The following is a 24,504-nucleotide window of genomic DNA, read 5'->3' as shown; positions in this document are numbered from 1 at the left end:
GTAAAAATGTCGCGCCGCATTGTTCAGCCTTATCCGGCAAGGCAGGGCCGCGACACCGCCGGCGCAGGCCGCGCGCCGCGTGTTTCAGTTTCGTAACTTCCCGCCTTCCGCCCCCGTTCCAGCCACCACGCTGCCGGGGCGACGCCTTGTCCGGACGGGCTCGCGCGACGCTGGCCCGCTCCTTGCGACAGTGGGCGTGCGAAAGTCGACGATGCACGGTCCATCCGGTTCGGCAGCGAACCTGTCAGTACCGGCCTGGACATGGTCCGCGGGGATGCGGCGGCGGAGCGCGGCACGACAGCTGCGTTCCGGCGAGCACGGCGTGTCGTCGCCTGATCGTCGGGGCACCGGTCTCGTCCGGTTGCCGGAACAACCATCAGATTGAAACGGGGAAGAAAAATGATCGATCGCCACACGCCGCGGCCGGCAGGCCGCGATCGCAGTGATTCGGAGCATCGCCGGTCGAACGCCGTTCTTGCAGCCGGCCGGCATGCATCGACAGGCCATCTCTCCGCGCCCGGTGCGAGGCGCATCCGGCTGATTGCCGGCCATCCGCGCCGGGTCGGTACTTTCCTGCACGCGAACCCGATTCGCAAGGGCATGTGCACACGGGCGCCGGTCCCTCGACGCCCGGTCTTCGCCTACTGACGGAAGCCGCACGTTATCCGTTCGCGCGAGGCATCGTCCCCGCGAACGATCGATCTGCAATCCGAATGAAATTTGCAGCGTCGTGCGATGTGTGCGAAGGATGAAGCATTCGATGCGACGGCACACGGCGTGATGCCGGTGCCGTCCGGTGGTGAGGGGAGGGGCGGTCGGACGCGCGCGACGGGAGTGGCACCCGTACGCGCGCGACGCCGTTTCAGCCGCCGTAGATGTCGAAGTCGAAGTACTTCGACGCGAGCCGCTTGTAGGTGCCGTCCTTGACCATGTCGAGGATGGCGCCGTCGATCTTCGCCTTCAGGTCGGTGTCCTCCTTGCGCAGCCCGATGCCGGCGCCGATGCCGAGCACCTTCTCGTCGACGAGTTCGGGGCCGACGAACGTGTAGTTCGCGCCGCGCGGCGATTTCAGGAACCCGATGGCCGCCTGCACTTCATCCTGCAGTGCCGCGTCGAGGCGGCCCGAGGTCAGGTCCGCGTACACGCCGTCCTGGTTCTGGTACGACACGACGTTCGCGCCTTGCTTGCCCCAGTACGCCTTCGCATACGTTTCCTGCGTCGTGCCCTGTTCGACACCGATCGATTTGCCCTTCAGCGATTCGGCCGTCGGCAGCAGCGGCGAACCTTTCTTCACGACGAGCCGCGTCGGCTGGTTGTAGATCTTCGTCGTGAAGCCGATCTGCTGCGCACGTTGCGGCGTAATCGACATCGACGACAGCACCGCGTCGAACTTCTTTGCCTTCAGCGCCGGAATCATCCCGTCGAAATCGTTCTCGAGCCACACGCATTTCGCCTTCAGGCGCGCGCAGATCTCGTTGCCGAGGTCGATGTCGAAGCCGACGAGCTTGCCGTCGGGCGCCTTCGACTCGAACGGCGCGTAGCTGGCGTCGGTGCCGAAGCGGATCGTGGTCCAGTCCTTCGCGACGGCGGGGCCTGCGGATACCGCGAGCAGGGCGATCGAAACAGCGGCAATCAGTCTCTTCATGGTGCGTTCCTTGGCGGGGTGCTTCCGGGTTCTGTGCGACACGGTTTCACGGATACGAACCGCGTCTGCGCGCGGTGTCCGCACGGTCATTAACGCAGAAAATAAAATAAGAGTCCAGAATGGACAAAAAATATCGTTTTTGTCGGAAGAGCGGATCGATCGGCGGTCTCGACCCTTGCAAAAATACGAAAATGGACTAATCTTGTTAGTAAATTCGTTTCGAGACTAACGATCATGTCACAGCCCGCCTATGAATCGCACTCCGCCCCGCCGCAGGCCTCGGTCGCGCAGATGTCGGCGGCCGGCCTGCGCGCGTTTTTCAACATCGCGCGCGACTGGGAACTGACGATCGACGAGCAGATCGTGCTGCTCGGGTCGCCCGGCCGTTCGACGTTCTTCAAGTGGAAGGCCACGCCGGAATCGGCGCGGCTGCCGCGCGATACGCTCGAACGGCTATCGCTGTTGCTCGGCATCTACAAGGCACTGCAGATCCTGCTGCCGCAGCCGGCCGCGGCCGATGCGTGGGTCAAGCGGCCGAACGACGCGGCGCCGTTCGGCGGCAAGCGCGCACTCGACCGGATGCTCGCCGGCAACGTCGGCGATCTGGTCGCCGTCCGGCAATATCTCGACGCGATGCGGGGTGGCTGGGCGTGACCATGCCGATCCAAGCACAACAATGGCCCACGACCACGGTCGACTGGACGCCAGCCTATCGCGTGATCCCCACCCGCTTCCCGGCGATCAACCTGTTCGACCGCGTGGCCTCGGCGGACGATTTCGACGCGCTTTATGCACTCGAATCGCTGACCAACGACCGCATCCGCAACGAAGTCGGCGCGCTCGACCTCGTGCCGCCCGCCGAGCGCCGCTACGGGCAGGGCTGGGGGCCGATCATGGCCGCGTTCACGCACCTGAATCCGCAAGGCAGCCGCTTTTCCGACGGCAGCTATGGCGTGTTCTACTGCGCGCGTTCGCGCGATACGGCGATCGCCGAAACGCGGTATCACAGCGCGCTGTTCCTGGACGCGACGAAGGAGCCGCCGATGCGCCAGCAGATGCGGCTCTATACGGTGATCGCGCAGGGCGACGTGGCCGACATACGCGTGTGGCCGAAACGCGATCCGGCGCTGCTGCATCCGCTCGATTACAGCGCCGGGCAGGCGCTCGGTCGCGCGGTGCGCAATGCGGGCGGCGCGGGGATCGTCTATCCGTCGGTGCGCGACCCGCGCGGCGAGTGCCTGGCGGCGTTCCGCACCACGCTGCTGCGCGACTGCCATCACGCGGCCTACCTCGAATACAACTGGAACGGCTCAGCCGTCGATGCGGTGTTCGAACTGAACCAGGTCGGCTAGGGCCCGCTCGCGGGCGTCAGCACCTATCAGCATCTATCAGCGCATATCAGCCGCCTCAGGGCAGCGGCCAGTCGCCCGCATGGCGTTCGCGTGCCTCGGCCTGCGTCATCGACCAGGTGCGCCCGGTGCGCGGCTCGGCGAGCGTGAGCCGCCCGGCCGGCGCGAACGCGCCCGTGTCGATGAACCACTGCGCGCCGATCCGCTGCGGCGCGCGCACCGGCGTGTGCCCGGTGCAGGTCAGCGACAGCCCGGCCTGCCGCGCGGGATCGGCGAGCCCCTGGACGAGATCGCGGCCCCAGATCAGCCGCTCGCGCACGTCGTGCGCATAGCTGCCCGTGTCGAGATCGGCGTCCGAGCCGAAGAATTCCGCATGCAGCACGTTGAAGCGCCCGGGGCCGTCGCCGATCACGCGCACCAGCGGCAGCGCGTCGATGCGTGCCGCATGCGCGTGCAGCCGTTCCGGCGGCAGGTCGGCCCCCCAGTCGCCGCCGATCCCGCGCCACGCGTCGGGCGACAGCTTGCCGCGCGCCACGAGGCTCAGCACTTCCTCGTGATTGCCGCGCACGACGTGGCACCACGGGCGGTCGAGCAGGTCGAGCGTGGTTTCGGAGGCCGGGCCGCGATCGACGAGGTCGCCGACCGAGAACAGGCGGTCGCGGGCCGGGTCGAAGCGGATGTCGTGCAGCAGCGCGCGCAACACATCCACGCAGCCGTGCAGGTCGCCGACGACGAAGTCGCGGCCGACCGTGTTCGCCGGATGGCGGCAGAGGGGGGCGGTGGCAGTCATCCCAATATCTTAGGCGCTTGCGCCCCCATCGCCACGTCACGATGGAATGGCGATAATCGGGACAATACCCGCCGGTGCGGCGCGGCGGGCAGTCCCGCGCGCCGGCCGAATCCTTTCCATTCGCTTTCGGAATCACATGATGACGATTTATCCGCAGGTATTACGCAACCGGCCGCGCATGGTCGCGGCGTTCGTCGCCGGCTTGCTGTGCGCGGTACTGCTGCCGTTTCCGCTGCGTCCGACCGTACGGGCGCTGATCGGCTGGGATTGCGCGGTCTGGCTGTATCTCGCGCTGATGTGGGTGCGCATGGTCACCGCGCATCATGACCAGGTGCGCGACATCGCGATTCGCGAGGACGAAAACGCGACGACCGTGCTGACCATCGTGTCCCTTGCGACCGTCGCGAGCGTGGCCGCGATCGCGATCGAGCTCGCGACCGTCAAAAGCGTCGGCTTTCGCGCGGGGCTCAGCCACTACGCGATCACGGGCGCGACGCTGTTCGGCGCGTGGTTCATGATTCCGACGATTTTCACGCTGCACTATGCGCGCCTCTATTACGGCTCGCCCGGCAACGACCGCGCGCTTCGTTTCCCGGACCGGAGCCCGGAGCCCGATTACTGGGATTTCCTGTATTTCGCGTTCACCATCGCGGTCGCGTCGCAGACGGCCGACGTGTCGATGACGAACCGCTCCGCGCGGCGCTCGGTGCTCGCGCAGTCGATCCTGTCGTTCTACTTCAACATGGCCGTGCTCGGGCTGTCGATCAACGTCGCGGCGGGCCTGCTGAGCTGATGCCGGCCCAGGTCATCCACGGCGTTACTTGAGCAGGTCGTACGGGCCGCCGCGTTCCAGCGCCCGCTGGTACGCGGGCCGCGCGTGGATCGCATCGAGGAATCGTGCGATCGCCGGATAGCGGCTGCCGCCCCCGCGCGCGGTCGCGGCTTCGAGCGGAAAGCTCATCTGGATGTCGGCTGCGCTGAAACCGTCGCCGACGAACCAGCCGGTGCGGCTCAACGAGTCGTTGACATAGCCGAGATGCAGGGCGATCTGCGGATCGACGAAGCTCGATTGCAGCGTGTCGGCGATCTTGCGTGCGATCGGCCGTGCGAAGAACGGCATCGGCGCGTGTGCGATCCGCAGCGCGACGAGCTTGAGCAGCAGCGGCGGCATCGCCGACCCTTCCGCGTAATGCAGCCAGTACGTGAAGTCGTGCCGCTCGGGCGTGCCGGGCGGCGGCGCCAGGCGCCCGTTGCCGTAGCGTTCGACCAGGTATTCGGTGATCGCGCCCGATTCGGCGTACGTGCGGCCTTCGTCGGTGATGACCGGCGACTTGCCGAGCGGATGGATCGCGCGCAATTCGGGCGGCGCGAGCATCGTCTTCGGATCGCGCGCGTAGCGCACGATCTCGTACGGCACATCCAGTTCTTCGAGCAGCCAGAGCACGCGCTGCGAGCGCGAGTTGTTCAGGTGATGGACGGTGAGCATGTCGACGCTGGGAGTGGGGGCGGGAACGACATCATACCCAGCATGTAGGGCGCGTACGCGAAACGCGCTGCGCGCCGTGACGAACGGCGCCTGGCCGGCCGCGTTTGGCCGGCCGCCCCCGCTCCATCACGCGCGCCGCACCGCGATCCACGCCCCCCAGAACAGGCTCGCGAAAAAGCGCAGCGGCGCATCGAAGCCCGCGTCGCGCAGCAGGCCGAACACGGCCTCCTCGGACGCGGGCGGATCGGCGCCCTGCAGGATCTTCGCGAGTTGCGCGCGCACCGCGTCGGGCGTCGCACCTTTCATGCGCCAGCGCTGCTGCCACGCGTCGAGCAGGCGAGGGTGGTCCGCGTAGCGGCGATGGTTGCCGGCGAGCACGAGCGGCGCGCCGGGTTTCAGGCGCCGCGCGATCGCACGCAGCAGCGCCGCCTTCGCTTCGTCGCCGGGCACGTGGTGCAGCACGCCGATCAGCGTCGCGCCGTCGAACGCGGGCGTGTCGGGCAACGCGTCGACACCGTCTTCGACGAACGCCGTGCGCGCACCGAACCCCGCGGCCTCGACGTTCGAGCGCGCGAGCGCGAGCATCGGCGCGGACGGGTCGACGGCCGTGAATTGCCAGCCCGGCTCGAGCGCGGCCGCCACGCAGATTTCCTGCCCGGTGCCGCCCGCGCCCGCGACGAGGATCCGCGCGTCGGGCACCGCGATCGCCGACGCGAGCATGCACGCAGTGAGTTCGTGGCAGGCATCGTAGCCGGCGAGCGCGATGCGGGATTGCTCGGCGTATTCGTGCGCGCGTGCCGGATCGAATTTGGCGGCGCTGGCGGGAAGCGACATGGCAGGTTCCTCGGGTCGGGCGCGGACGTCGTGTCCGCGAGCATGGCGCAGAGCGTAAGCGTGCGCGGCCGGTGCAACAAGGCGAGCAGCCGTTCCGGTACGACTGCTACCCGACTCGGCGGGACCGGCAGGATCGCGGGTTTTCCCGGGGTCGATTCGTATTTAAAAATGTCCGGGCGCGATGTATCGCGGTAGCGAATCCGGCGCATACTCGTTTCTCTCCCCCCGCCTGGCCGTCGCATGCCGGGCCCCGATGCGCCGCGCCCCGCGGGCGCGGCCATGCCGCTCGGCACGCACGAGGAGCGCATGATGTCCGATTGTCCGCACGATCCGTATGCGCAGCACTACATTCACTGCTTGCCGTTCGGCGCCCAGCCCTGTGGCGCGCTCGGTGCGACGCCGCGCACGCATTTTCGCGTGTGGGCGCCGGGCAGCACGCAGGTCCAGCTCGAACTCGATACCGGCTTCGGCCCGTTGCTCGTCCCGATGACGGCGGCCGGCACGAACTGGTTCGAAGTCTTTGCCGATTGCGGTGCGGGTGCGCTTTATCGCTATCGCCTCGACGATGCGGTATCGATTCCCGATCCCGCGTCGCGCTCGCAACCCGAAGGGCTCAACGGCCCGAGCGAGGTCATCGATCCGCGCGCGTTCACGTGGCGCAACACGTTCTGGCATGGGCGCGCATGGGAAGACATCGCGCTCTATGCAATTCGCCCGCACGCGGTGGGCGGCTTCGACGGCGTGCGCCGGCGCCTGCCGCAACTCGCGCGGCTCGGCGTGACCGCGCTGGAGCTGCTTGCGTCGCCGCACGACAGCCTGCCGTTCGCGCCGCTCGCGGCAGAAGGCGGCCCCGACTCGCTGAAGGCGCTGATCGACGACGCGCACGGCTACGGTCTCGCGGTGCTGCTGGAACTCGACTACGCGCGCTTCGGCAGCGGGACCGAGGCGCTGCGCCACTACGCGGCGCCGTTCTTCCATACGCGTGACGATCCGCTCCAGGCGCCGCCGCTCGCGCTCGATCATCCGGAGGTCTGCGATTTCTTCTGCGACAACGCGCTGTACTGGATCGACGAGTACCGTTGCGACGGGCTGCGCCTGCGCGAAGCCGACCGGATCGGCGTGTCGTGGCTGCGCGAGATCGCGGATCGCGTGCGCGCGGCCGTGCCGGCCGACCGCCTGATCCATCTGGTCCTCGGCAGCGAGCGGCATCCGGCGCATCTTGCCGATACCCATTTCGATGCGCAGTGGAACGGGTGCGGCGAACGCGCGCTGCACCGGCTGACGGGGCGCGATACGTCGGCCCACGAAGGCATTTCCACGCACCAGTCGATCCACACGCTCGCCCGCGCGCTGACCGCGGCCGGAGCCGCGTTCCAGCCGGCCGGGTCGGGGGAAGGCATGGCTGCCGACGGCGGGCTGTCGTTGACGTCGCTGGTGCTGTCCGATGGCGCGTGGCACGACAGCGGGCAGGGCGACCACGGGCAGGCGGCCGGCCTGGCCGCACTGGCGCTGTCGCTGCTCACGCCGCAGATCCCGTTGATCTTCGACGAAACCGCACGCGATGCCGATCGCGCGCATTTCGTGCAGTCGGCGCTCGCGGTGCGCGCGAAGCTGATCGCGCCGCGCTTGTCCGATTGCCGGCCGCAGGAGGCGCGTGCGCTGAAGTCGGACGGCGACGGCGATGCCGACGCGCTGCTCGCATCCTGGCGGCTCGCCGACGACGAGACGCTGACGATCGCGTTGAACCTGTCGCCCGACGCGGTGCCGTTCGATGCGCCGCGAGGGCGAGTCGTGTTCGAGACGCCGGCGCGTGCGCGCGACCGGGTCGATGAAGGGGTGTTGCCGCCGTATGCGCTCGTCGCGTGGCTGACGGGTGACGTCAACCGGTATGCGCTCACGCACGATGCGCGTCGTATCGATGACGGCGCGTGGCGCGGCATGCGTCCGAACCTGAACGCATGACGACGTGAGCGGGCAAGCGTTTGAGCGGCCGCGCGCATCTGCGCCCGGCTGCACCGCAGGGCAATCTCCGACCTACCAGAACCCGCGAATGCCTGCGATGCCGTAGGCGCCGTGGCGGCGCGCCTCGTCGAGGTGGGTGCGTGTCATGCCGCCGAGCGCGAAGACGGGCATGGCGGCCTCGGCGGCCAGCGCGTCGAACCGGGCCCAGCCGAGCGTCGGCGCACCGGGATGGCTGAGCGTCGGCAATACGGGCGACAGCGTGACGAAATCCGCGCCGGCGCGCGCGGCCAGCAGCAGGTCGTCGCGCGTGTGACAGGCGGCGGACACCCATCGTCCGGCCGGCAACGGCCGCTGCGTGGTAGCGCGCAACGCGGTGCCGTCGAGATGCCAGCCGGCGCCGTCGAGCCGCGTCACGCCGGCCGCATCGATCGGCCCGTTCAGCATCAGGTGCGCGCCGGTCGCCTCGCAGCGCGCGAGCGCTTCGGCGGCGAGTCGCGCGAACGCGGCTGCATCGAGCGACTTCACGCGCAGTTGCACGAGCGTCTCGCCGCGCGCGAGCACGGCCGACAATCGATCGAGGAACGCCGCGCAATCGGCCGCCGACGCGGACGCCGGCTCCGGCGTGATCACGCAGCAGCGCGGCAGCGTGGCGTTCATCGCGTGCGGCGCAGCGCGGCCGTCATTCGTCGGCCTCTTTCGAGATCTTCGGGTAGACGCGCACGAGCACGATGCGCGGCCCGTTCATCTTCTTCACGACGACGTCGAAGCGGTCGAACGACACGCGCTGCCCTTCGGTCGGCAGGTCGCTGAGCGCCTGGATCACGAGGCCGCCGACCGATTCCGCACGGCCTTCGTCGATGTCGATACCGAGTGCCTGTTCGAGCGACACGACGGGCAGGCTGCCCTTGCCCATCAGCGTGCCGTCGTCGAGGCGGGTCCAGTCGGCGTCGCCCTGGCGGAACTCGTCGTGGATCTGGCCGACCAGCGCGCCGAGCAGGTTGTCGAGCGTCAGGAAGCCGATCGGTTTCTCGCCCTTGTTGCCGACCAGCGCGAAGTGCGGCGCGCCCTTGCGGAAGCGGCGGAACAGGTCGAGCGCGGGCGTGTCGGGCCGCACGTACTGCACCGGGCGGACGTAGTCCGACAGGTCTTCCAGCGCCGCACCCGCGTGACGCGCGAGCAGCAGGTCCTTCAGGTGGATCAGCCCGCTCACCTGTTCGCGCGACGCATCCTCGAACAGCGGATAGCGGCTGAAGCGGTGCCGCGCGACGATTTCCATGTTGTCGGGCAGCGGCAGGTCGCGGCGCAGGCCGATCATTTCATGGGCCGGCCGCATCAGGTCCGACACGGTCATCGACGAAAAGTCGAGCGAATGCGCGAGCGTGTTCCACTCGTCGTTGCTGTACGTGCCGCGCGCCGGCTGGGCCGGATTGCCGGCCGTGCTGCGGCGGCTGCGCAGGATCAGCTTCAGCTCGTCGGTCGAGTAGTGGGCGTCGCTGCCGTGGTCGGCGGACAGCCCCGCGAGCCGCAGCACCGCGTTGGCGCTGTTGTTGAGCACCCAGATCGCCGGATACATCGCCCAGTAGAACGCGTAGAGCGGCAGCGCGACCCACAGGCCGATCTTTTCCGGCTGGCGGATCGCCATCGATTTCGGCGCCAGCTCGCCGACGACGATGTGCAGGAACGAGATCAGCGAGAACGCGAACACCAGCGAGATCAGGTGCACGACGCGTTCGGATTCCACGCCGATCAGGTCGAGCAGCGGGCCGAGCAGTTGCGCGAAGGCCGGTTCGCCGACCCAGCCGAGGCCGAGCGACGCAAGCGTGATGCCGAGCTGGCACGCGGAAAGATACGCGTCGAGTCGGCCGTGCACGATGCCGAGGATGCGGCCGCGCAAGCCGTGCTTGCGGGCCAGGGTCTTGACGCGCGTGGCGCGCAGTTTGACGAGGCCGAATTCGGCCGCGACGAAGAACCCATTCAGGGCCACCAGGAACAACGCGCCGATGAGCGCGAAGATCTGTAACAAAGAAACACTCCGGTTATGACAGGCCCATCAGTATAGAGCCAGAAAGGAATTTGTAATGTGACGGGCGGCCGATTGCTTACACCGGCGCCTCACCGGGGACGGAGAGCGTGATGGTGGCCGTGGCGCCATCGGCGAACGCGTCGTGCGCGAACGTGCCGCCGTGTGCGAGCGCGACGCGCTGGCAAAGCGCGAGCGTCCAGGCGACGCGCTTGGCGTCGCGCTCGCGCAGCATTTCGCGTCGTGCGAACGATTCGAATGCATGCGGTTGCACGGGATCGGCGAGTGCGTCGGCGTTGACGGTACACGTGGTGCGCGCGGTGAACTGCAGGCCGTCGCGCGCGCACGCAAACGTCACGCGGCTGCCGGCGGCGCTGGCTTCGACCGCGGCGGTGAGCATCGTCCAGAGCGCCTGTGCGATGCGTTCGCGGTCGGCGGTTAGCGACAGGTCGCCGTCCGGCAGCGTCGCGTCGAGTGCGACCTGTCGTGCGTCGGCGAGCGCGAAACGGGCGAGCGCGATCGTGTCGTCGAGCAGCGCGCGCAGCGCGAACGGCTGCGGCTTGACGGCGAGCGTGCGCGTTTCGGCGCGCGGCGCGTCGAGCACGTCGTCGATCAGCGCAACCTGCTGGTCGATGCCCGTGCGGATGCCCGCGAGCGCGCGCTGCAGGTTCGGATCGGCGTTGGCGAGCTGGCGATCGAGCACGTACGCCCAGCTATGCATCGCGTTCAGCGGGCTGCGCAGGTCGTGTGACGCGGTGGAGAGTGCCTGGTCGCGCAGGAACAGCGCCGCCTGGGTGGCGTAATGCGCTGCGCGTTCGCGCAGCAGGTCGGCGGCGGGATCGACGGTAGTGGACGTCACGGAGCTGGCCTGTCGGAAGCGGTTGGCGTGGAAGTCACGCGAACCGTCATTATAGGGACGGTGCGTGTCACGCCGGCAGCGCGTCTTCGTCCTTTTTCCGGGCGTCGCCGTTCGGCAGCAGCTGGCACGCGAGCAGGCCGGCCAGCATCAGCGCGCAGCCGACGAGCGCGCGCAGCGTCAGCGTTTCGCCGAGCGCGGCCCAGCCGGCGATCGCCGCGAACACGCCTTCCATGCTGAAGATCACGGCCGCGTGCGCGGGCGCCGCGTCGCGTTGCGCGACGACCTGCATCGTATAGCCGACCCCGACCGACAGCAGGCCGCCGTACAGCAGCGTCGGCAGCGCGTTGCGCAGCATCGTGCCGCTGACCGGCTCGATGACGAGGCCGACCGCGAGGCACGCCACGCCGCACACGACGAACTGCATGAACGCGAGCACGAGCGGATTGTGGCGCTTCGCGAAATGGCCGACGGCCATCACGTGCGCGGCGATGATCACGGCGCCGGCGAGCTGGAACCAGTCGCCGTACAGCACCGAGAATTGCTCGTTGATGCTGAGGAAATACAGGCCGATCGCCGCGAGCAGCGCGCCGAACCACGTGCCCGGGCCGATCCGGTGACGGGCGAACACACCCATCAGCGGCACGATCACGACGTACAGCGAGCTGATGAAGCCCGCGTTGGCGATGCGCGTGTACTGCAGGCCGATCTGCTGCAGCGAAATCGACACCGCCAGCAGCCCGCCGAGCGCGAGGCCCGGCAGCAGCAGCGCCGGCTCACGGCGGATCGCCGCGAGTTGCGTGCGCGACGCCGTGTTCAGCATCAGCAGCGGCACCAGCACCAGCGCGCCGAGCAGGAAGCGGAGCCCCGTGAACAGGAACGGCCCGATCACGTCGAGGCTCAGTCGCTGCGCGACGAAAGCCGAACCCCAGATCGCGGCGGCGGCGAGCATCAGCAGGTTGGCTCGGAGGTGCTTGCGGGCGTCGGGCTTCATTGGAATTCTTCTGGAGATTGCGGGCGGCGAAACCCGTTAGTTTACGCCGAGATTGCAAGGCTGTCGGCAAACCTGCGCAACGCGGCGCCGGCACGGGCGTCGCGTACGCGCGAATACAGCACGACCTGCGACAGCGGCAGCGGCGGCAGCCCGAATTTCGCACCGACGTCGACCAGCGTGCGCGGCGCGACCCGCCGCGCCAGCGGGCAGACGGCGAGCCCCGCGGCGGCGGCGGCCGTGACCGCCGCCACGCCGCCGCCCGTAAAGCGCTCGCGCCACGGCCGCCCCGCATGGTCGAGCGCGCGCAGCGCGGCGGCCCGCACGCCGCACGGGCCGGCCAGCACCGCCAGCGGCAGCGGCTCGCCCGCGCGCGGCACCCAGTCCGGCGCGGCGAGCCAGGCCAGCGGTTCGGAAAACAGCAGCGTGCCGTCTTCGCGCGGCGGGTCTTCGCCCGGCTCGTGCCGCACGATCACCGCATCGAACCGGCGTTCGTCGTATTGCGCGAGCAGGTTCGTCGACGTGCCGAGATGCATTTCGAGCGACAACCCGGGATCCTGCCGATGCAGGCTCGTGAGCACGGCCGGCAGGTCGGGCACGGCGACGTGCTCGCTGACGCCGAGCGACAGGCGGTGCGTACCGGCCGAGATCGCGCCCAGCGCATGATCGTGCGCATCGAGCAGCGCGCGGGCGGCCGGCAGGAAATTCTCGCCGTCGGCGGCCAGCTTGACGATGCGCGGCGTGCGCGCGAGCAGCGGCTTGCCGAGGTGGGCCTCCAGCCGCTTCAGCTTCAGGCTGACGGCCGATTGGGTGGTGCCGAGCGCATCGGCGGCGCGCGTGAAACTGGCGAGATCGGCGACCAGCACGAACGCGCGGACGGCATCGAGATCAAGGACTTTCATTTTCGATGTAAATGGATGAAATATTCATCGATGACTGTTCATTATAGTTCGGCGCGCCTAACCTGATGCTGTGTTTCCGTTCTTCAACGTCACCTTCACCGACAGGAGCAGGACCATGCCATTCACCCGTATCGCCGTGCGCGAAGGCAAGCCGGCCGCTTATCGTGCGGCGCTCGTCGACGGCGTGCATCGCGCGCTGATGCACACGTTCAACGTGCCCGAGGACGACATCTTCATGGTCGTCACCGAGCATGCGGCCGAGAATTTCGTGTTCGGTCGTCACTACCTCGATATCGAACGCAGCGACGATCTCGTGATGATCCAGATCACCGCGAACAACACGCGTACGCTCGAGCAAAAGCGGGCGCTGTACCGGGCGATCGCGGACAACCTCGCGCAGCAGCCGGGCGTGCGGCAGCAGGACGTATTCATCAGTCTTGTCGAGGTGCTGAAGGAGGACTGGTCGTTCGGCAACGGCCTCGCGCAATACGCCGTTTGACCTGTGACAGCCCAACAGGGCCAGATCGTCGCCGGCGAGTTTTGACGACGTGTACTATGGAAGGAGCTTCACGGTCGACGCCGGCGCGCACGATGCGCCGGCGCTTCTTCATGTGCAGGAGCCTCCATGTCGCGTGTGCTGGAAATCGTGTTGTCGCTGTCGCTGGAAGGGTGGCCGGTCAAGGCCGCGAGTCGCGCCCGGGGAGCGCAGCGTGATTTCGGCGCCGAACTCGTGCGGGCGTGGCGGATCTGCCCGCAGGTCCGGATGCGCCGCGGCCATGAGCGCGTGACGATCGAGCCATGCCAGATCGAGGAGGCCGAGTCGAGCCCCGGCGCAAGCTGGTGGACGTGGGTCGAGTCGAATGCGCACGGCAGGCGCGTGGTCGCGTCGCGCACGACGGTATTTGCGCCAGGCGTCACGGCGCGCGAACTGTTCGACGCGGAGCATGAGGGTATCGCCGTCGCGATGCCGCTGCCCGTGCCCGAGGCGGCCGATGCCGATGCACCGGCAGACGAAGTGGATGGCGTTGCGCCCGACGCCGCAGTGCCCCCGGCCCCGAGCGTGCAGCCGGAGTCGTCGGCGCTGCGTGTCGTCAGCGAACGGCGGCGCGGGCGCTGGGCCGACGATTCCGGCGTCGTGGTCGAGATGACGCTCGACGACGTCACGCTGCATCGCGGCAGCGAGCCGCCGCGCCGCTTCGTCGAGCTGCGCCTTGCGGCGCCCGACTGGGAGACACTGCCCGCGCGCACTGCCGCGCTGCATGCGCTGTTTGCAGCGGCCCGCGAATTGAGCGGTGCGTGGCCCGCATTCGTGCAATTGACGAGCGTGATCGATCGCGCATGCGCGGCCGAGCCGGCCGCCGACGGGCCCGTCAAGGCCAAGCCCGTCGACCTGACCGGCGTGCGCTCGCAGCGCACCGCGCTGTTCGCGCTGGCCGGCGACATCACCGCGCAGTGGCTCGGCAACGAGGGCGGGGTGCTCGAGCACGACGATCCCGAATTCGTGCACCAGATGCGTGTCGCGCTGCGCCGCCTGCGTACGCTGATGCGCTTTTTCCCGCGCTTCACCGACCGCCAGTGGCGCGACACGCTCGGTGTCGACCTGCGCTGGCTTGCGTCGCTGCTCGGCACGGTGCGCGACTGGGACGTGTTCGCGACCGAAAGCCTGCCCGCGCTGATCGCGGCCGACGGCGGCGACGGCGAGTGGAACGGTACGCTCGACGCCGCGCGCGCGCAGTGCGCGGCCGCGCGGGCCGAGTTGCGCCAGGCGCTGCATTCGGCTCGCTATGCGCGGCTGACGCTCGGCTGGCTCGAGTGGCTGAGCTCGCTGGCGCTGCCGCCGGCCGAGGACGGCGATGCGCCTTCGCTGCGGCGCCACGCGACGAAGCGCGTGCGGCGGCTGTTCGGCCATCTGTACGCGTCACCGTCGCTGACGTCGCTCGACACGGCCGCGCGCCATCAGGTGCGGATCGATGCGAAGCGGCTGCGCTACGCGCTCGAATTCTTCGCATCGCTGGCGTCGCGCCGCACGCGCACCGAGACGGTCAAGACCCTCGCGCGCGTGCAGAGCGTGCTCGGTGAAGCGAACGACACGATGGTCGCGCTGCAGCACCTCGAAAAATTGGCTGCGCCGCCGTACCAGCTCGGTTTCGTGCGGGGCTACGGCGCGGCGCTCGAGCAGCGCGCGGCGCGCGACGCCGAGACGCTGCTGGCCAGCCTGCGGCCGCCGAAGCTCGACGGCAAGCCGGGCTGACCGGCACGCGCTGACTATAATGGCCGCCCGATTTCCCTACGCATCCCGATGACCGACGCACCTCATGCTTTTTCGTCCGCCGAACCGCTAGAACTGGGCGGCGAGCTGTGGCTGCGCGCCGGCGAGCAGACGCTCGGCGGCGCCACGCGCATCGCGTTGCTCGCGGCGATCGGCGACACCGGTTCGATCACGCGCGCGGCGAAGGCCGTCGGCCTCAGCTACAAGGCCGCGTGGGATGCGGTCGACACGATGAACAATCTTGCCGGCGAACCGCTCGTCGCGCGTTCGACGGGCGGCAAGGGCGGCGGCGGTACGACGCTGACGCCGCGCGCGACGTCGCTGATCGCCGCGTTCCGCACGATCGAGCGCGAGCATCGCCGGTTCATCGAGGCCGCGAGCGCGGCCGTGGCCGGATTCGACGTCGACTGGGCGCTGATCGGCCGGATCGGGATGAAGACCAGCGCCCGCAACCAGTGGTTCGGCAAGGTCGCATCGATCGTGCGCGGCACCGTCAACGACGAGGTCACGCTCGCGCTGCCCGGCGGACAGTCGATCGTTGCCGTGCTGACGCACGAGAGCGCCGATGCGCTCGGCCTGCAGGTCGGCGCGGATGCCTGCGCGCTGGTGAAGGCATCGTGGGTCGTGCTCGCGGTCGACCATGGCGAGCACGAGCTGAAGGTGTCCGCACGGAATCAACTGCGCGGCAGCGTGGAAACCGTCGCGGCGGGGGCGGTGAACAGCGAGGTGACGCTGGCACTCGACGGCGGCGGGACGCTGACGGCCGTCGTGACCAACGACAGCGTCGACGCGTTGCAGCTCGACGCCGGCGAGCGCGCGATCGCGCTGTTCAAGGCGTCGAGCGTGATTCTTGCGGTGACGGGCTGACGAAGCAGGCCGGGCGGCGCGCATCGACGATCGTGTGACGGGCGGGGCGAAGCCGGCTTCGCACAGTGCCTGCACGGCACCGGCTTCGTTTCCGCTTTCAGTCTACGCCGCTACTCGCGGCTTCTCTCAGGCTCCAACCTGCCTGCCACGACCACGGCCTCGCGCGCTCAGGTGACGCGCGTCGGCCACTCGGCGTGCGGCGGAGCCGCCTGCACGCGTCCTTCGCTCAGCTGCACGACCTGGTCGCCGAACGCGGCAACGTCGTCGGGGTCGTGCGAGATCAGCACCATCGGGATATCGAGCCGCGCCTGCAACTCGGCGAGCTCGTGACGCATGCGCTGGCGCATGGCGCCGTCGAGCGCCGCGAACGGTTCGTCGAGCAGCAGGATCCGCGGTTGCGCGACCAGTGCGCGCGCCAGCGCGACGCGCTGTTTTTGCCCGCCCGACAATTGCGACGGATACTGCCCCGCGAGCGCTTCGAGATCGAACGCCTGCAGCCAGTACGCGACTTCCGGCGGCACCATCTTCGCGCGCGGGTTGCGCAGCCCCGACGTGAGCCCGAATGCAATGTTCTGGCGCACGTTCAGATGCGGAAACAGCGCGTAATCCTGGAACAGGTACGCGACGCGCCGCTCGCGGGTCGGCACGTCGATGCGGCGCGCGGCGTCGAACAGCGGCTCGCCGTTCAGCGTGATCGTGCCTTCGTCGGGCGACAGCAGGCCGGCGATCGCCTGCAGCGTCATGCTCTTGCCCGCCCCGGACGGCCCGAACAGCACGACGCGCTGCGTCGTTGCCGTGAACGACATGTCGAGCGTGAAGCGGCGCTCGGCGTTTGCGTAGGTCTTGCGGATGTCGACGACGAGGCTCATGCGTGCCCCCGTCGAAGCCGCCCGATAGCGAAAGACGATGAACGAGGCGAGCGCATCATGTCAGCTGGCCCCGCCGGGCACGCGACGGCACGAGCCAGCCGGTCGCGAGCAGTACGAGCACGCAGGTGATCGACGTCACCAGCACGAGGAAGTTGGCGGTGCTGTCGTCGCCGGCCTGGACGGCCGCGTAGATCGCGACCGACAGCGTCTGCGTGCGGCCGGGCAGGTTGCCCGCGATCATCAGCGTCGCGCCGAACTCGCCGAGCGCGCGCGCGAACGCGAGCAGCGCGCCCGCGAGAATGCCGCGCGTGGCGAGCGGCAGCGTCACGCGGAAAAACACCGCGACTTCGCCGAGCCCGAGCGTGCGCGCCGCGCGTTCGAGGTGCGGATCCACGCCTTCGAACGCCGCCCGTGCCGACTTCAGGATCAGCGGAAACGCGACGACCATCGATGCGATCACCGCGCCTTGCCACGTGAAGACGAGCTCGATGCCGAGCGTGTCGAGCCACGCGCCGAACACGCCGCGCCGGCCGAGCAGCACGAGCAGGTAATAGCCGAGTACCGTCGGCGGCAGCACGAGCGGCAGCGTCAGCACGGAATCGACGACGTCGCGCAGCGGCGAGCGCCAGCGCGCGAGCATGAACGCGGCCGCGACGCCGAGCACGATGTCGAGCGCGGTTGCCCACCCGGCAACCTTCAACGACAGCAGCAGCGGTACCCAGGCGTCTTGCATCGCGCTACGCTCACTTGCCCGCGGGCTTGAAGCCGAACGTCGCCAGCACGGCCTGGCCCTGCGGCGACGCGACGAAGTCGATGAACGACTGCGCCTGCGCGGCGTGGCGGCTGTCCTTGACCACGGCGATCGGATAGGTGATGGCCGTCTTCGTCGGCACCGTCAGCGCGACTTTCACGCGGCCCGGCATGATCGCGGCGTCAGTGCCGAACACGAAGCCCGCCTCGACTTCGCCGCGCGCGACATAGTCGAGGCTCTGGCGCACGTTGGCGGCCAGCACGCCCTTCGCGCTGACGGCATCCCACACGCCGGCCGCGCGCAGCGCGCCTTCCGTGTAGCGGCCGACCGGCACCGACGCCGGGTCGCCATACGCGATGCGCTTCACGCCGGGCGCGGTCAGGTCGTTCAGCGACGTCGGCGCGGCAGCCTTGCTGTCCGCCGGCACGATCAGCACGAGCGAGTTCGCCGCGAAATCGCGACGCGTGCCGGGCACGATCACCTTTTCGTCCGCCGCGCGATCCATCGCCTTCTGGTCGGCCGACGCGAACACGTCGGCCGGCGCGCCCTTGGCGATCTGCTGCATCAGCACGTCCGACGCGCCGAAGTTGAACAGCACCTTGGTCTCCGGATGCTGCTTCTCGTACGCGTCACCGACGGCCTTGAATGCGTTCGTCAGGCTGGCCGCGGCCGACACGACCAGTTCGTCGGCAGCCGAAGCGGGCGCGCTGAACGCGATACCGGCAGCGGCAAGCGTGGCGATCGGCAGCAGGCGAAGCAGGGTGCGGCGAAGCGGACGGACGGTTGAGCGCATGGTGGATTCGTTTTGAATGGGTGGAAACCGTAATCGTAATATAGGGCGGGTTATAACGCTCGACATACCGCTCATGCGATGGTGCGCATGTAATGGTCAGACGTGAAAAGTGGCGAACGCGACGGCCGGGTGGCCGGTCACGTACGGAGCGTATGCGGCGACGACTGGGTGCGCTGCAGCGACGACGGCTGCGAAGCAGGGCGGTAGTTCGGGTTGGCCTTCCAGCGCGCGCGGACGAACGGACGCTCGTGGCCCGACAGTTGCAGCGCCACCTTGGTGACCCAACGATGCGACGGCACCGTGATGCCGTGCAGCGCCACGGTGACGAGCGCGAGGCTTGCGACGACCGCGGGCACCGACCAGCGGTGCGGCACCGCGCGCCACGAACCGGCGATGAACGCGATCGCGGCGATCGCGCCGACGATGCAGCCGGTGATCGATTCGGACGGCGAATGGGCGTCGAGCGCGACGCGCGACACGCCGACCGCGACGCCGGCCGCGAGCCCGAGCGCGATGCCGGCGAGTCGCAGCGGCGTGCGGGTGCGGATCAGCGCCAGGAAAATCGCGACCGGATAGACCGACGTCGACAGCATCGCATGGCCGCTGAACCCCGTGAAATCCCACTTGCGGATGCCGATTCCCCAGCCGAGGAACGCGATCTTCGTGAGCGCGACCACGCCGATCGCGGCCGCGAGCACGCCGAGCCATGCGGCCGCGCGCTGCCACGAGTAGCCGAGCGCGAGCCAGACGGCGATCGTGATCGCGAGCGGCAAGGTCAGGCCGGCGCCGCCGAACGCGGTGATCATGATCCACAGGTGAGACGACAGGTCGAACATCGGGAAGGGGACGAACGAAGGCGGGGAGGATGCTTAAATCAACGCGCGAGCCGGAAAGAACGACTACAACGGATACAAGCGGCGAAGCCCCAGTATAGCGCCGCGTGCGCATGAGCCGTTTTTTGCGCGACCGGGAACGATCCGCGTGCAGGAAAAGTCCGAGAAACAATGTTATGGTGCATTGCACAAAGACGAACGATGCATCCGCTGTGGTGCCCCTATTTTTCCTGACTGCGAGCCCGATCGATGACCAAAAGTCTGACCAAGGTGTGGCTGGGCGGCATGAAACGCATGCTGTCTCCGGCCGCCAAGCGCTCGGCGCGCGATGCGCAGCGCATCACACGCGATGCACTCGAGGCTGCGGCCTCCGCCGCCGGATCCGATCCGTCCCCGCCGCGCGAATCGCGCGTGCGACCGCGCGCGGCCGCATGGGCGGCCGGCGAGTGGACGCGCGGCGAACATCCGATGGCCCCCGCGCTTGGGCGCCTCGTCCAGAATCTCGCGTACGGCCTTTACGTGCCGCCCGGCCGCCGGCGTGGCGCGATGCCGCTCGTGGTGATGCTGCACGGCTGCCAGCAGTCCGTCGACGAATTCGTGCAAGGCACGCGGATGAACCTGCTGGCCGACAAGCACGGCTTTGCGGTGCTGTATCCGGAGCAGTCGCTGCGCGCTCACGCGCACGGCTGCTGGCACTGGTATGAAGACACCGACCGCGCGGGCCGCGGCGAGGCGGACGCGGTGGCGTCGCTCGTCGACGCGCTCGTCGACGAACACGGTTTCGACGCGTCGCGTGTCTATGTCGCGGGGTTGTCGGCCGGCGCGGGTCTCGCGTCGCTTCTTGCACTGCACCATCCGGACCGTTTCGCGGCGGTGGCGCTGCATTCGGGCCCGGCGCTCGGCGAGGCGACCTCGGGCATTACCGCGATGGACGTGATGCGGCGCGGCGTGCGCCAGAATCCGGCGGCGGCCGTCGACGCGCTAGTCGATGCCGCCGCGTATCCAGGCATGCCGGCGCTGATCGTCCAAGGCGACGGTGACCACGTGGTCGCGCCGAAAAATGCCGACCAGCTGACGGTGCAGTTCATGCGCCTGAACGGGCTGGCCGACAGCCGCGGCGCGTTGCGCGGCGGCGAGCGAGTGGAGACGCGCGACGCGGGCGCGCAGATCACCGATGTCTGCCGCGACGGCGAGCCTGTCGTCCGGCTCTGTCATGTAAAAGGGCTCGATCATGCGTGGGCCGGCGGCGACGAAGCCGTTCCGTTCCACGCGGCGGTCGGCCCCGATGCGAGCGCGATGATCTGGGCCTTTTTCGAGACCCAGCGCCGCACTGTGGCGACCGAACGACGCACCGTCTGATCGACGCTGGCCAAAGCCTAGGGTTTTCCCTATAATTCGGGAAAACCCTAGTCAAAGAACCTTTGGATTGCGAGATCAACCATGTACCTGCTGAGCCACCTCTTCCTGATGCTGACCAAGAACGCTGAAAAGGCCTCGAAAGAGCGCGCCGACGCGTACCTGGCCGAAGCCACCGACATCTATGATCTCGAATTCCGCATGCGCAAGATCGATCGCGAAGCGGCGATGAACCGCCCGTACACGTTCGGTTCGCGCTAAAGCGCGCAGGGCGGGCAGTCAGGTCCGCCGCTCCGGCGAGTCACGCAGCAGAAAAGGGCGCGTGCGGCACCATGCCGCACGCGCCCTTTTTGCATTCCAGGCCTGGTGTCGCGTCAGACGACCGTCAGGCGCACCGGCACGTTGTTACGCGTCGCGTTCGAATACGGGCACACGTGGTGCGCCTTTTCGACCAGCGCTTGCGCGTCGGGCTTGTCGAACCCCGGCAGCGACACGCGCAGTTCGACGTCGAGCCCGAAGCCGCCTGCGTCGTTCGGGCCGATGCCCACTTCCGCCGTGACTTGCGTGTCGGCCGGCAGCGCCTTCTTGTCCTGGCCGGCGACGAATTTCATCGCGCTCAGGAAACAGGCCGAGTAACCTGCGGCAAACAGCTGCTCCGGATTCGTGCCTTCCGCGCCCGTGCCGCCCAGTTCGCGCGGCGCGGCCAGCTTCACTTCCAGCTTGTTGTCAGCGGATACCGCGCGGCCGTCGCGGCCACCCGTGCTCGTGGCGCTGGTCTTGTACAGAATGTTCATCGTGCAGCTCCTGTCTGGAAAAGGGGGAAAAGCGGCCCGGTCGAACGCGGTGTCGCCGGCCACGTACAAACAATAGAGCACAAATGATTTGTGTGCAAATGAATTTTTGAAGAAAAAGGCCCGGTATCGTCGGGCCGGTTCATCGAGGCTCGGCTGTCAGCGTTCGTTGGCGGTCGAGAGCGCGTCGCGCAACTGCTGAAGATCGGCGCGCAGCCTGACCAGGAAGTCGGGGGATTGCTGCATCGCGCAGAAGAGATCGGCGGGCACCGAGCGCGCGCGCTCCTTCAACGCACGGCCTTCCGGCGTCACCAGGACGTTCACGATGCGTTCGTCGGTCGCACTGCGTACGCGCTCGACGTAGCCGAGCGCCTCCAGCCGCTTCAGCAGCGGCGTGACCGTGGCCGGGTCGAGGTCGAGCCGCGCGGCGATGTCCTTCACGGCGATGTCGTCGCGTTCCCACAGCACGAGCATCGCGAGATATTGGGGATAGGTCAGCGACAGCTTGTCGAGCAGCGGCTTGTACGCCTTCGTCATCGCGTGCGAAGTCGCGTAGAGCGCGAAGCAGAGTTGCTCGTCGAGTGTCTGGGGCAGCGGAGGCAGGCGATCCATGATTCGGGCGGCGCGGCGAACGCGCGAACAATTTGTACGCAAATTATTTTGCGCGCAAAAGATCGGGATGAACAGGGGCGATCGGCGATGACCGGTGGCTGACGGAGGCGGCGGAAGGGAGGGGGATGCCGGGGGAGGCCGCCCGGCGCGGAGAACGGCGGGCCGGCGCCGCGCGCCGGCCGTGGGGGCTTCAGCGGCCCGACGTGGTGGTCGTCGCGCCCGGTTCCTGTACGCCGAAGCAGCCGCGATAGGTCGCGTAGAACGAGCAGTACAGCATCGTGACGATGATGATCGTCACCGGCATCATGATCGTCAGCGCATAGGCGCCGGCGCCGAGCGCCTGCAGCAGCAGCGACAGCGCGAGCGACGTGCCGAGCGCGACGGCGAACCACAGCACGCCGTACACGACGAACGCGCCGCGATTGCGCCAGCAGCTCACGACGCTGAAGAACAGCGCCTTGGCGGGCGGGACGTCATGCCACGCGACCAGCACCGGCGCGAACCAGAACAGCATCGCGACGGGCAGGTAGAGCAGCGTCGCGAAGAACAGCGCGCCGAGCGTGCCTTGCGCGGCGAGGGCTTCCGGCGTCGTGCTGGCTTCGTCGGCCGCGCCCATCATCACGTGGAACAGCGCGCCGCCGTCCACGAACGACGAAGCGGCGAACACGAGCACCATCGACGCGACGTAGATCACGCCGAGCACGAGCAGCCGCTGGGTCGCGACGGTGCCGTACGAGCGGAAGCCGTCGACGAGGATCGTCGGCATCACGGGCTTGCCGGCCACCGTGTCGCGGCACGCGGCCATGAAGCCGACCGCGACGCCGGGAATGAAGACCAGCGGCAGCGCGGAGCCGATCACGGGCACCATCGATATCAGCGTGATCGCCAGCAGGTACGTGAAGAACAGCGTGATGAACGCGAGCGGGTTCCGGCGGAACAGCCAGACGCCTTGACGGAACCAGACATAGCCCGTTTTGGCGGGCACTTCGATCAGTTGCATGCGGTGTGGATCTCGGGAAGCGCGGGCGTATGCGCGATACGCTCGCGCAGGATGCGTTCGAAATGGCCGGGGTCGTGCGGCTTGAGCATCTCGGCCGCGCGCGGCAGGTAGAAGTCGTACAGGCGCGACACCCAGAAGCGGTACGCGCCCGCGCGCAGCATGTCACTCCAGTGGCGGCGCTCCTCGGCCGTGAACGGCCGGACCGTCTGGTACGCGCGCAGCAGCGCATCGGCGCGCGCGACGTCGAGCACGCCGGTCGCGAGGTCGACGCACCAGTCGTTGACCGTGACCGCGACGTCGAACAGCCACTTGTCGCAGCCCGCGAAATAGAAGTCGAAGAAGCCGCCGAGCCGCACGTCGTGGCCGGTGCCGGGCGCCGCGTGCGCGAACAGGACGTTGTCGCGGAACAGGTCGCAATGGCACGGCCCGGCCGGCAGCGCCGCGTAGTCGTCCGACGCGAAGAAGCTGGCCTGGTGCGCGAGTTCGCCTTCCAGCAGCGCGCGCTGCTCGTCCGTGATGAACGGCACGATCGCCGGCACGTTCTCCTGCCACCACGGCAGGCTGCGCAGGTTCGGCTGGGTGCGCGGATAGTCGCGGCCGGCGAGGTGCAGGCGCGCCAGCATCTGCCCGACCTCGATGCAGTGTTCGACCCCCGGCGCCAGTTCGGCCGAGCCGTCGAGCTTCGTGACGATCGTGGCCGGCTTGCCGTGCAGCATGCCGAACAGCGCGCCGTCGTCGCGCGGGACCGGATCCGGCACCGGCACGCCATGGCCGGCCAGATGGCGCATCAGGTCGAGGTAGAACGGCAGCTGTTCCGCCGTGAGCTTTTCGAAGATCGTGAGGACGTACTCGCCGCGCGTCGTCGTCAGGAAGAAGTTGCTGTTTTCGATACCGGACGGAATGCCGCGGAACGCAAGCACGTCGCCCAGTTCGTAGTGGCGCATCCATTGCGCGAGATCGGAGTCGGAAACAGCAGTGAAAACGGCCATGCGGGATGCGTCAGGTCAGGGTGTCGGCACGCGGGCGGCGTGCGTCGCGACATCAGGTGAAGGGAGGCGGCGCGCGGCGTTCGGTGCCGCGCGCCACGGAATCAGTAGCGCAGGTTCAGCGACGGCAGGCGCGTGATCGGGATACCCGCGTCGTGCGGCTTCGGCGACGTGTCGGGCGTCGAGCTCATCTGGTAGCGCGTGCCGAAGTTCGACTTCACGTCGATCTCGACCGGCTTGCCGCGATCGCGGTACTCGGTGACTTCGGTGCCGTTCTTGCTCTTTTCGTGAAAGCTCGGCGTGCGGCGGATGTCGGCGAAGTCGACTTTCGACGTGACTTCGGCGCCCGGCCGGTTGATCTTGCGGAGATCCGGCAGGCCGGCGGCCTCGTTGGCCTCGGCCCGAGCCTGCGCGTCGGCGTCAGGCGTGCCGCCGGCGGCGTAAGCGGCGCTGGCGGCGGCAAACGCGGCGGCAGCGACGACGAGAATGAGCGGCTTCATGATGAGTCTCCAGTGAACCCACCGATTTTAGCAAATACTGCG

At 68.5% G+C, this 24,504-nt stretch carries 27 protein-coding genes; 9 read left to right on the top strand and 18 right to left on the bottom strand.

Translation table 11 applies throughout. From position 1 onward, the window contains the following. Nucleotides 1–862 precede the first annotated feature (862 nt). Nucleotides 863–1,645 (bottom strand): ABC transporter substrate-binding protein, encoded by a 783-nt coding sequence (locus tag CFB47_RS28150; RefSeq protein WP_069251060.1) that lies wholly within the window; start codon nucleotides 1,643–1,645, stop codon nucleotides 863–865. Between the two features lie 234 nt (nucleotides 1,646–1,879). Between CFB47_RS28150 and CFB47_RS28145 the strand changes: the two genes are divergently transcribed. Both CFB47_RS28145 and CFB47_RS28140 read left to right on the top strand, forming a co-directional pair. Further along, nucleotides 1,880–2,299, top strand: a complete 420-nt coding sequence (locus CFB47_RS28145) for an MbcA/ParS/Xre antitoxin family protein (RefSeq protein WP_011355846.1) — start codon at nucleotides 1,880–1,882, stop codon at nucleotides 2,297–2,299. Nucleotides 2,300–2,301: 2 nt separating this feature from the next. Then, on the top strand, nucleotides 2,302–2,997 hold the full coding sequence (locus CFB47_RS28140) for an RES family NAD+ phosphorylase (protein WP_089462956.1): 696 nt from the start codon (nucleotides 2,302–2,304) through the stop codon (nucleotides 2,995–2,997). A 55-nt stretch (nucleotides 2,998–3,052) separates the two neighbouring features. On the opposite strand, the gene CFB47_RS28135 is transcribed toward CFB47_RS28140, so the two are convergent. Next, complete coding sequence (locus tag CFB47_RS28135) at nucleotides 3,053–3,784, bottom strand: metallophosphoesterase (protein ID WP_089443009.1); 732 nt, start codon at nucleotides 3,782–3,784, stop codon at nucleotides 3,053–3,055. A 139-nt stretch (nucleotides 3,785–3,923) separates the two neighbouring features. On the opposite strand from CFB47_RS28135, the gene CFB47_RS28130 reads away from it, so the two are divergent. Then, nucleotides 3,924–4,577 carry a DUF1345 domain-containing protein gene (locus CFB47_RS28130; protein WP_039360521.1) on the top strand — a complete coding sequence of 218 codons (654 nt, stop codon included), beginning with the start codon at nucleotides 3,924–3,926 and terminating at the stop codon, nucleotides 4,575–4,577. A gap of 24 nt (nucleotides 4,578–4,601) precedes the next feature. Here CFB47_RS28130 and CFB47_RS28125 read toward each other — a convergent pair whose 3' ends face one another. Together CFB47_RS28125 and CFB47_RS28120 are read right to left on the bottom strand one after the other, a co-directional pair. Then, nucleotides 4,602–5,270: a glutathione S-transferase gene (locus tag CFB47_RS28125; protein ID WP_089457799.1), complete on the bottom strand. Its 669-nt coding sequence runs from the start codon at nucleotides 5,268–5,270 to the stop codon at nucleotides 4,602–4,604. 126 nt (nucleotides 5,271–5,396) lie between these two features. Next, the gene (locus tag CFB47_RS28120; RefSeq protein WP_089462955.1) at nucleotides 5,397–6,104 is read right to left on the bottom strand and encodes a class I SAM-dependent methyltransferase; all 708 of its coding nucleotides are present in this window, start codon (nucleotides 6,102–6,104) and stop codon (nucleotides 5,397–5,399) included. A gap of 309 nt (nucleotides 6,105–6,413) precedes the next feature. On the opposite strand from CFB47_RS28120, the gene CFB47_RS28115 reads away from it, so the two are divergent. Then, nucleotides 6,414–8,066, top strand: a complete 1,653-nt coding sequence (locus CFB47_RS28115; protein WP_089463570.1) for a DUF3459 domain-containing protein — start codon at nucleotides 6,414–6,416, stop codon at nucleotides 8,064–8,066. A gap of 72 nt (nucleotides 8,067–8,138) precedes the next feature. Here the strand turns inward: CFB47_RS28115 and CFB47_RS28110 are convergent, their stop codons facing one another. From CFB47_RS28110 to CFB47_RS28090, 5 genes are all read right to left on the bottom strand, one after another. After that, nucleotides 8,139–8,723: a thiamine phosphate synthase gene (locus CFB47_RS28110; protein ID WP_089462954.1), complete on the bottom strand. Its 585-nt coding sequence runs from the start codon at nucleotides 8,721–8,723 to the stop codon at nucleotides 8,139–8,141. Nucleotides 8,724–8,745: 22 nt separating this feature from the next. Then, a complete protein-coding gene (locus CFB47_RS28105; RefSeq protein WP_089443005.1) occupies nucleotides 8,746–10,089 on the bottom strand; it encodes a hemolysin family protein in 1,344 nt (447 codons plus the stop codon). Nucleotides 10,090–10,165: 76 nt separating this feature from the next. Further along, nucleotides 10,166–10,945, bottom strand: coding sequence for a sensor histidine kinase KdpD (locus tag CFB47_RS28100; protein WP_089462953.1), 780 nt, complete (start codon nucleotides 10,943–10,945; stop codon nucleotides 10,166–10,168). A gap of 67 nt (nucleotides 10,946–11,012) precedes the next feature. Further along, a complete protein-coding gene (locus CFB47_RS28095) occupies nucleotides 11,013–11,936 on the bottom strand; it encodes a DMT family transporter (RefSeq protein ID WP_089443003.1) in 924 nt (307 codons plus the stop codon). 41 nt (nucleotides 11,937–11,977) lie between these two features. Then, on the bottom strand, nucleotides 11,978–12,835 hold the full coding sequence (locus CFB47_RS28090; RefSeq protein ID WP_089443002.1) for a LysR substrate-binding domain-containing protein: 858 nt from the start codon (nucleotides 12,833–12,835) through the stop codon (nucleotides 11,978–11,980). Between the two features lie 115 nt (nucleotides 12,836–12,950). Here CFB47_RS28090 and CFB47_RS28085 point away from each other — a divergent pair, with 115 nt between their 5' ends. The 3 genes from CFB47_RS28085 to CFB47_RS28075 all read left to right on the top strand — a co-directional run bounded on the left by CFB47_RS28085 (nucleotide 12,951) and on the right by CFB47_RS28075 (nucleotide 15,971). Then, the gene (locus CFB47_RS28085) at nucleotides 12,951–13,334 is read left to right on the top strand and encodes a tautomerase family protein (protein ID WP_011355834.1); all 384 of its coding nucleotides are present in this window, start codon (nucleotides 12,951–12,953) and stop codon (nucleotides 13,332–13,334) included. A gap of 126 nt (nucleotides 13,335–13,460) precedes the next feature. Next, entirely contained in the window at nucleotides 13,461–15,086 is a 1,626-nt protein-coding gene (locus tag CFB47_RS28080) for a CHAD domain-containing protein (protein ID WP_089462952.1), read from the top strand. 48 nt (nucleotides 15,087–15,134) lie between these two features. Then, complete coding sequence (locus CFB47_RS28075) at nucleotides 15,135–15,971, top strand: TOBE domain-containing protein (protein ID WP_089462951.1); 837 nt, start codon at nucleotides 15,135–15,137, stop codon at nucleotides 15,969–15,971. A 167-nt stretch (nucleotides 15,972–16,138) separates the two neighbouring features. Here CFB47_RS28075 and CFB47_RS28070 read toward each other — a convergent pair whose 3' ends face one another. The 4 genes from CFB47_RS28070 to CFB47_RS28055 form a co-directional block, all read right to left on the bottom strand. Then, nucleotides 16,139–16,840, bottom strand: a complete 702-nt coding sequence (locus CFB47_RS28070) for a sulfate/molybdate ABC transporter ATP-binding protein (protein WP_089462950.1) — start codon at nucleotides 16,838–16,840, stop codon at nucleotides 16,139–16,141. A gap of 55 nt (nucleotides 16,841–16,895) precedes the next feature. Next, entirely contained in the window at nucleotides 16,896–17,573 is a 678-nt protein-coding gene (gene modB / locus CFB47_RS28065) for a molybdate ABC transporter permease subunit (protein ID WP_089457806.1), read from the bottom strand. Nucleotides 17,574–17,583: 10 nt separating this feature from the next. Next, nucleotides 17,584–18,384, bottom strand: coding sequence for a molybdate ABC transporter substrate-binding protein (modA, locus tag CFB47_RS28060; protein WP_089462949.1), 801 nt, complete (start codon nucleotides 18,382–18,384; stop codon nucleotides 17,584–17,586). Nucleotides 18,385–18,521: 137 nt separating this feature from the next. Then, nucleotides 18,522–19,220: a phosphatase PAP2 family protein gene (locus tag CFB47_RS28055; protein ID WP_089462948.1), complete on the bottom strand. Its 699-nt coding sequence runs from the start codon at nucleotides 19,218–19,220 to the stop codon at nucleotides 18,522–18,524. Between the two features lie 246 nt (nucleotides 19,221–19,466). Here CFB47_RS28055 and CFB47_RS28050 point away from each other — a divergent pair, with 246 nt between their 5' ends. Both CFB47_RS28050 and CFB47_RS28045 read left to right on the top strand, forming a co-directional pair. After that, entirely contained in the window at nucleotides 19,467–20,576 is a 1,110-nt protein-coding gene (locus tag CFB47_RS28050) for a PHB depolymerase family esterase (protein ID WP_089462947.1), read from the top strand. An 81-nt stretch (nucleotides 20,577–20,657) separates the two neighbouring features. After that, entirely contained in the window at nucleotides 20,658–20,834 is a 177-nt protein-coding gene (locus tag CFB47_RS28045) for a DUF3563 family protein (protein ID WP_069251078.1), read from the top strand. A gap of 113 nt (nucleotides 20,835–20,947) precedes the next feature. On the opposite strand, the gene CFB47_RS28040 is transcribed toward CFB47_RS28045, so the two are convergent. The 5 genes from CFB47_RS28040 to CFB47_RS28020 form a co-directional block, all read right to left on the bottom strand. After that, entirely contained in the window at nucleotides 20,948–21,367 is a 420-nt protein-coding gene (locus CFB47_RS28040; RefSeq protein ID WP_089462946.1) for an organic hydroperoxide resistance protein, read from the bottom strand. Between the two features lie 156 nt (nucleotides 21,368–21,523). Then, nucleotides 21,524–21,976: a MarR family winged helix-turn-helix transcriptional regulator gene (locus CFB47_RS28035; RefSeq protein WP_089462945.1), complete on the bottom strand. Its 453-nt coding sequence runs from the start codon at nucleotides 21,974–21,976 to the stop codon at nucleotides 21,524–21,526. Between the two features lie 190 nt (nucleotides 21,977–22,166). Then, the gene (locus CFB47_RS28030) at nucleotides 22,167–22,976 is read right to left on the bottom strand and encodes a BPSS1780 family membrane protein (protein WP_089442995.1); all 810 of its coding nucleotides are present in this window, start codon (nucleotides 22,974–22,976) and stop codon (nucleotides 22,167–22,169) included. Further along, entirely contained in the window at nucleotides 22,967–23,965 is a 999-nt protein-coding gene (locus CFB47_RS28025; protein ID WP_089442994.1) for a homoserine kinase, read from the bottom strand. The genes CFB47_RS28030 and CFB47_RS28025 overlap by 10 nt, the downstream gene beginning before the upstream one ends. 101 nt (nucleotides 23,966–24,066) lie before the next feature. Continuing rightward, on the bottom strand, nucleotides 24,067–24,462 hold the full coding sequence (locus CFB47_RS28020; protein WP_021160838.1) for a hypothetical protein: 396 nt from the start codon (nucleotides 24,460–24,462) through the stop codon (nucleotides 24,067–24,069). Nucleotides 24,463–24,504 lie beyond the last annotated feature (42 nt).

This window comes from Burkholderia sp. AU27893, from assembly GCF_002223205.1.
Taxonomy (GTDB): Bacteria; Pseudomonadota; Gammaproteobacteria; order Burkholderiales; family Burkholderiaceae; genus Burkholderia.
Note: the sequence above shows the minus strand (reverse complement) of the source record. Positions and strands in the feature narration are given on the sequence as shown.

Coding starts and splice junctions, on each gene's coding strand:
- CFB47_RS28125 (WP_089457799.1), bottom strand. CDS start 5,270: ATGCTCACCGTCCATCACCTGAACAACTCGCGCTCGCAGCGCGTGCTC.
- modB (WP_089457806.1), bottom strand. CDS start 17,573: ATGCAAGACGCCTGGGTACCGCTGCTGCTGTCGTTGAAGGTTGCCGGG.
- CFB47_RS28030 (WP_089442995.1), bottom strand. CDS start 22,976: ATGCAACTGATCGAAGTGCCCGCCAAAACGGGCTATGTCTGGTTCCGT.
- CFB47_RS28070 (WP_089462950.1), bottom strand. CDS start 16,840: ATGAGCCTCGTCGTCGACATCCGCAAGACCTACGCAAACGCCGAGCGC.
- CFB47_RS28050 (WP_089462947.1), top strand. CDS start 19,467: ATGACCAAAAGTCTGACCAAGGTGTGGCTGGGCGGCATGAAACGCATG.
- CFB47_RS28120 (WP_089462955.1), bottom strand. CDS start 6,104: ATGTCGCTTCCCGCCAGCGCCGCCAAATTCGATCCGGCACGCGCGCAC.
- CFB47_RS28145 (WP_011355846.1), top strand. CDS start 1,880: ATGTCACAGCCCGCCTATGAATCGCACTCCGCCCCGCCGCAGGCCTCG.
- CFB47_RS28095 (WP_089443003.1), bottom strand. CDS start 11,936: ATGAAGCCCGACGCCCGCAAGCACCTCCGAGCCAACCTGCTGATGCTC.
- modA (WP_089462949.1), bottom strand. CDS start 18,384: ATGCGCTCAACCGTCCGTCCGCTTCGCCGCACCCTGCTTCGCCTGCTG.
- CFB47_RS28080 (WP_089462952.1), top strand. CDS start 13,461: ATGTCGCGTGTGCTGGAAATCGTGTTGTCGCTGTCGCTGGAAGGGTGG.
- CFB47_RS28110 (WP_089462954.1), bottom strand. CDS start 8,723: ATGAACGCCACGCTGCCGCGCTGCTGCGTGATCACGCCGGAGCCGGCG.
- CFB47_RS28115 (WP_089463570.1), top strand. CDS start 6,414: ATGTCCGATTGTCCGCACGATCCGTATGCGCAGCACTACATTCACTGC.
- CFB47_RS28025 (WP_089442994.1), bottom strand. CDS start 23,965: ATGGCCGTTTTCACTGCTGTTTCCGACTCCGATCTCGCGCAATGGATG.
- CFB47_RS28045 (WP_069251078.1), top strand. CDS start 20,658: ATGTACCTGCTGAGCCACCTCTTCCTGATGCTGACCAAGAACGCTGAA.
- CFB47_RS28135 (WP_089443009.1), bottom strand. CDS start 3,784: ATGACTGCCACCGCCCCCCTCTGCCGCCATCCGGCGAACACGGTCGGC.
- CFB47_RS28035 (WP_089462945.1), bottom strand. CDS start 21,976: ATGGATCGCCTGCCTCCGCTGCCCCAGACACTCGACGAGCAACTCTGC.
- CFB47_RS28040 (WP_089462946.1), bottom strand. CDS start 21,367: ATGAACATTCTGTACAAGACCAGCGCCACGAGCACGGGTGGCCGCGAC.
- CFB47_RS28055 (WP_089462948.1), bottom strand. CDS start 19,220: ATGTTCGACCTGTCGTCTCACCTGTGGATCATGATCACCGCGTTCGGC.
- CFB47_RS28090 (WP_089443002.1), bottom strand. CDS start 12,835: ATGAAAGTCCTTGATCTCGATGCCGTCCGCGCGTTCGTGCTGGTCGCC.
- CFB47_RS28020 (WP_021160838.1), bottom strand. CDS start 24,462: ATGAAGCCGCTCATTCTCGTCGTCGCTGCCGCCGCGTTTGCCGCCGCC.
- CFB47_RS28075 (WP_089462951.1), top strand. CDS start 15,135: ATGACCGACGCACCTCATGCTTTTTCGTCCGCCGAACCGCTAGAACTG.
- CFB47_RS28140 (WP_089462956.1), top strand. CDS start 2,302: ATGCCGATCCAAGCACAACAATGGCCCACGACCACGGTCGACTGGACG.
- CFB47_RS28150 (WP_069251060.1), bottom strand. CDS start 1,645: ATGAAGAGACTGATTGCCGCTGTTTCGATCGCCCTGCTCGCGGTATCC.
- CFB47_RS28085 (WP_011355834.1), top strand. CDS start 12,951: ATGCCATTCACCCGTATCGCCGTGCGCGAAGGCAAGCCGGCCGCTTAT.
- CFB47_RS28130 (WP_039360521.1), top strand. CDS start 3,924: ATGACGATTTATCCGCAGGTATTACGCAACCGGCCGCGCATGGTCGCG.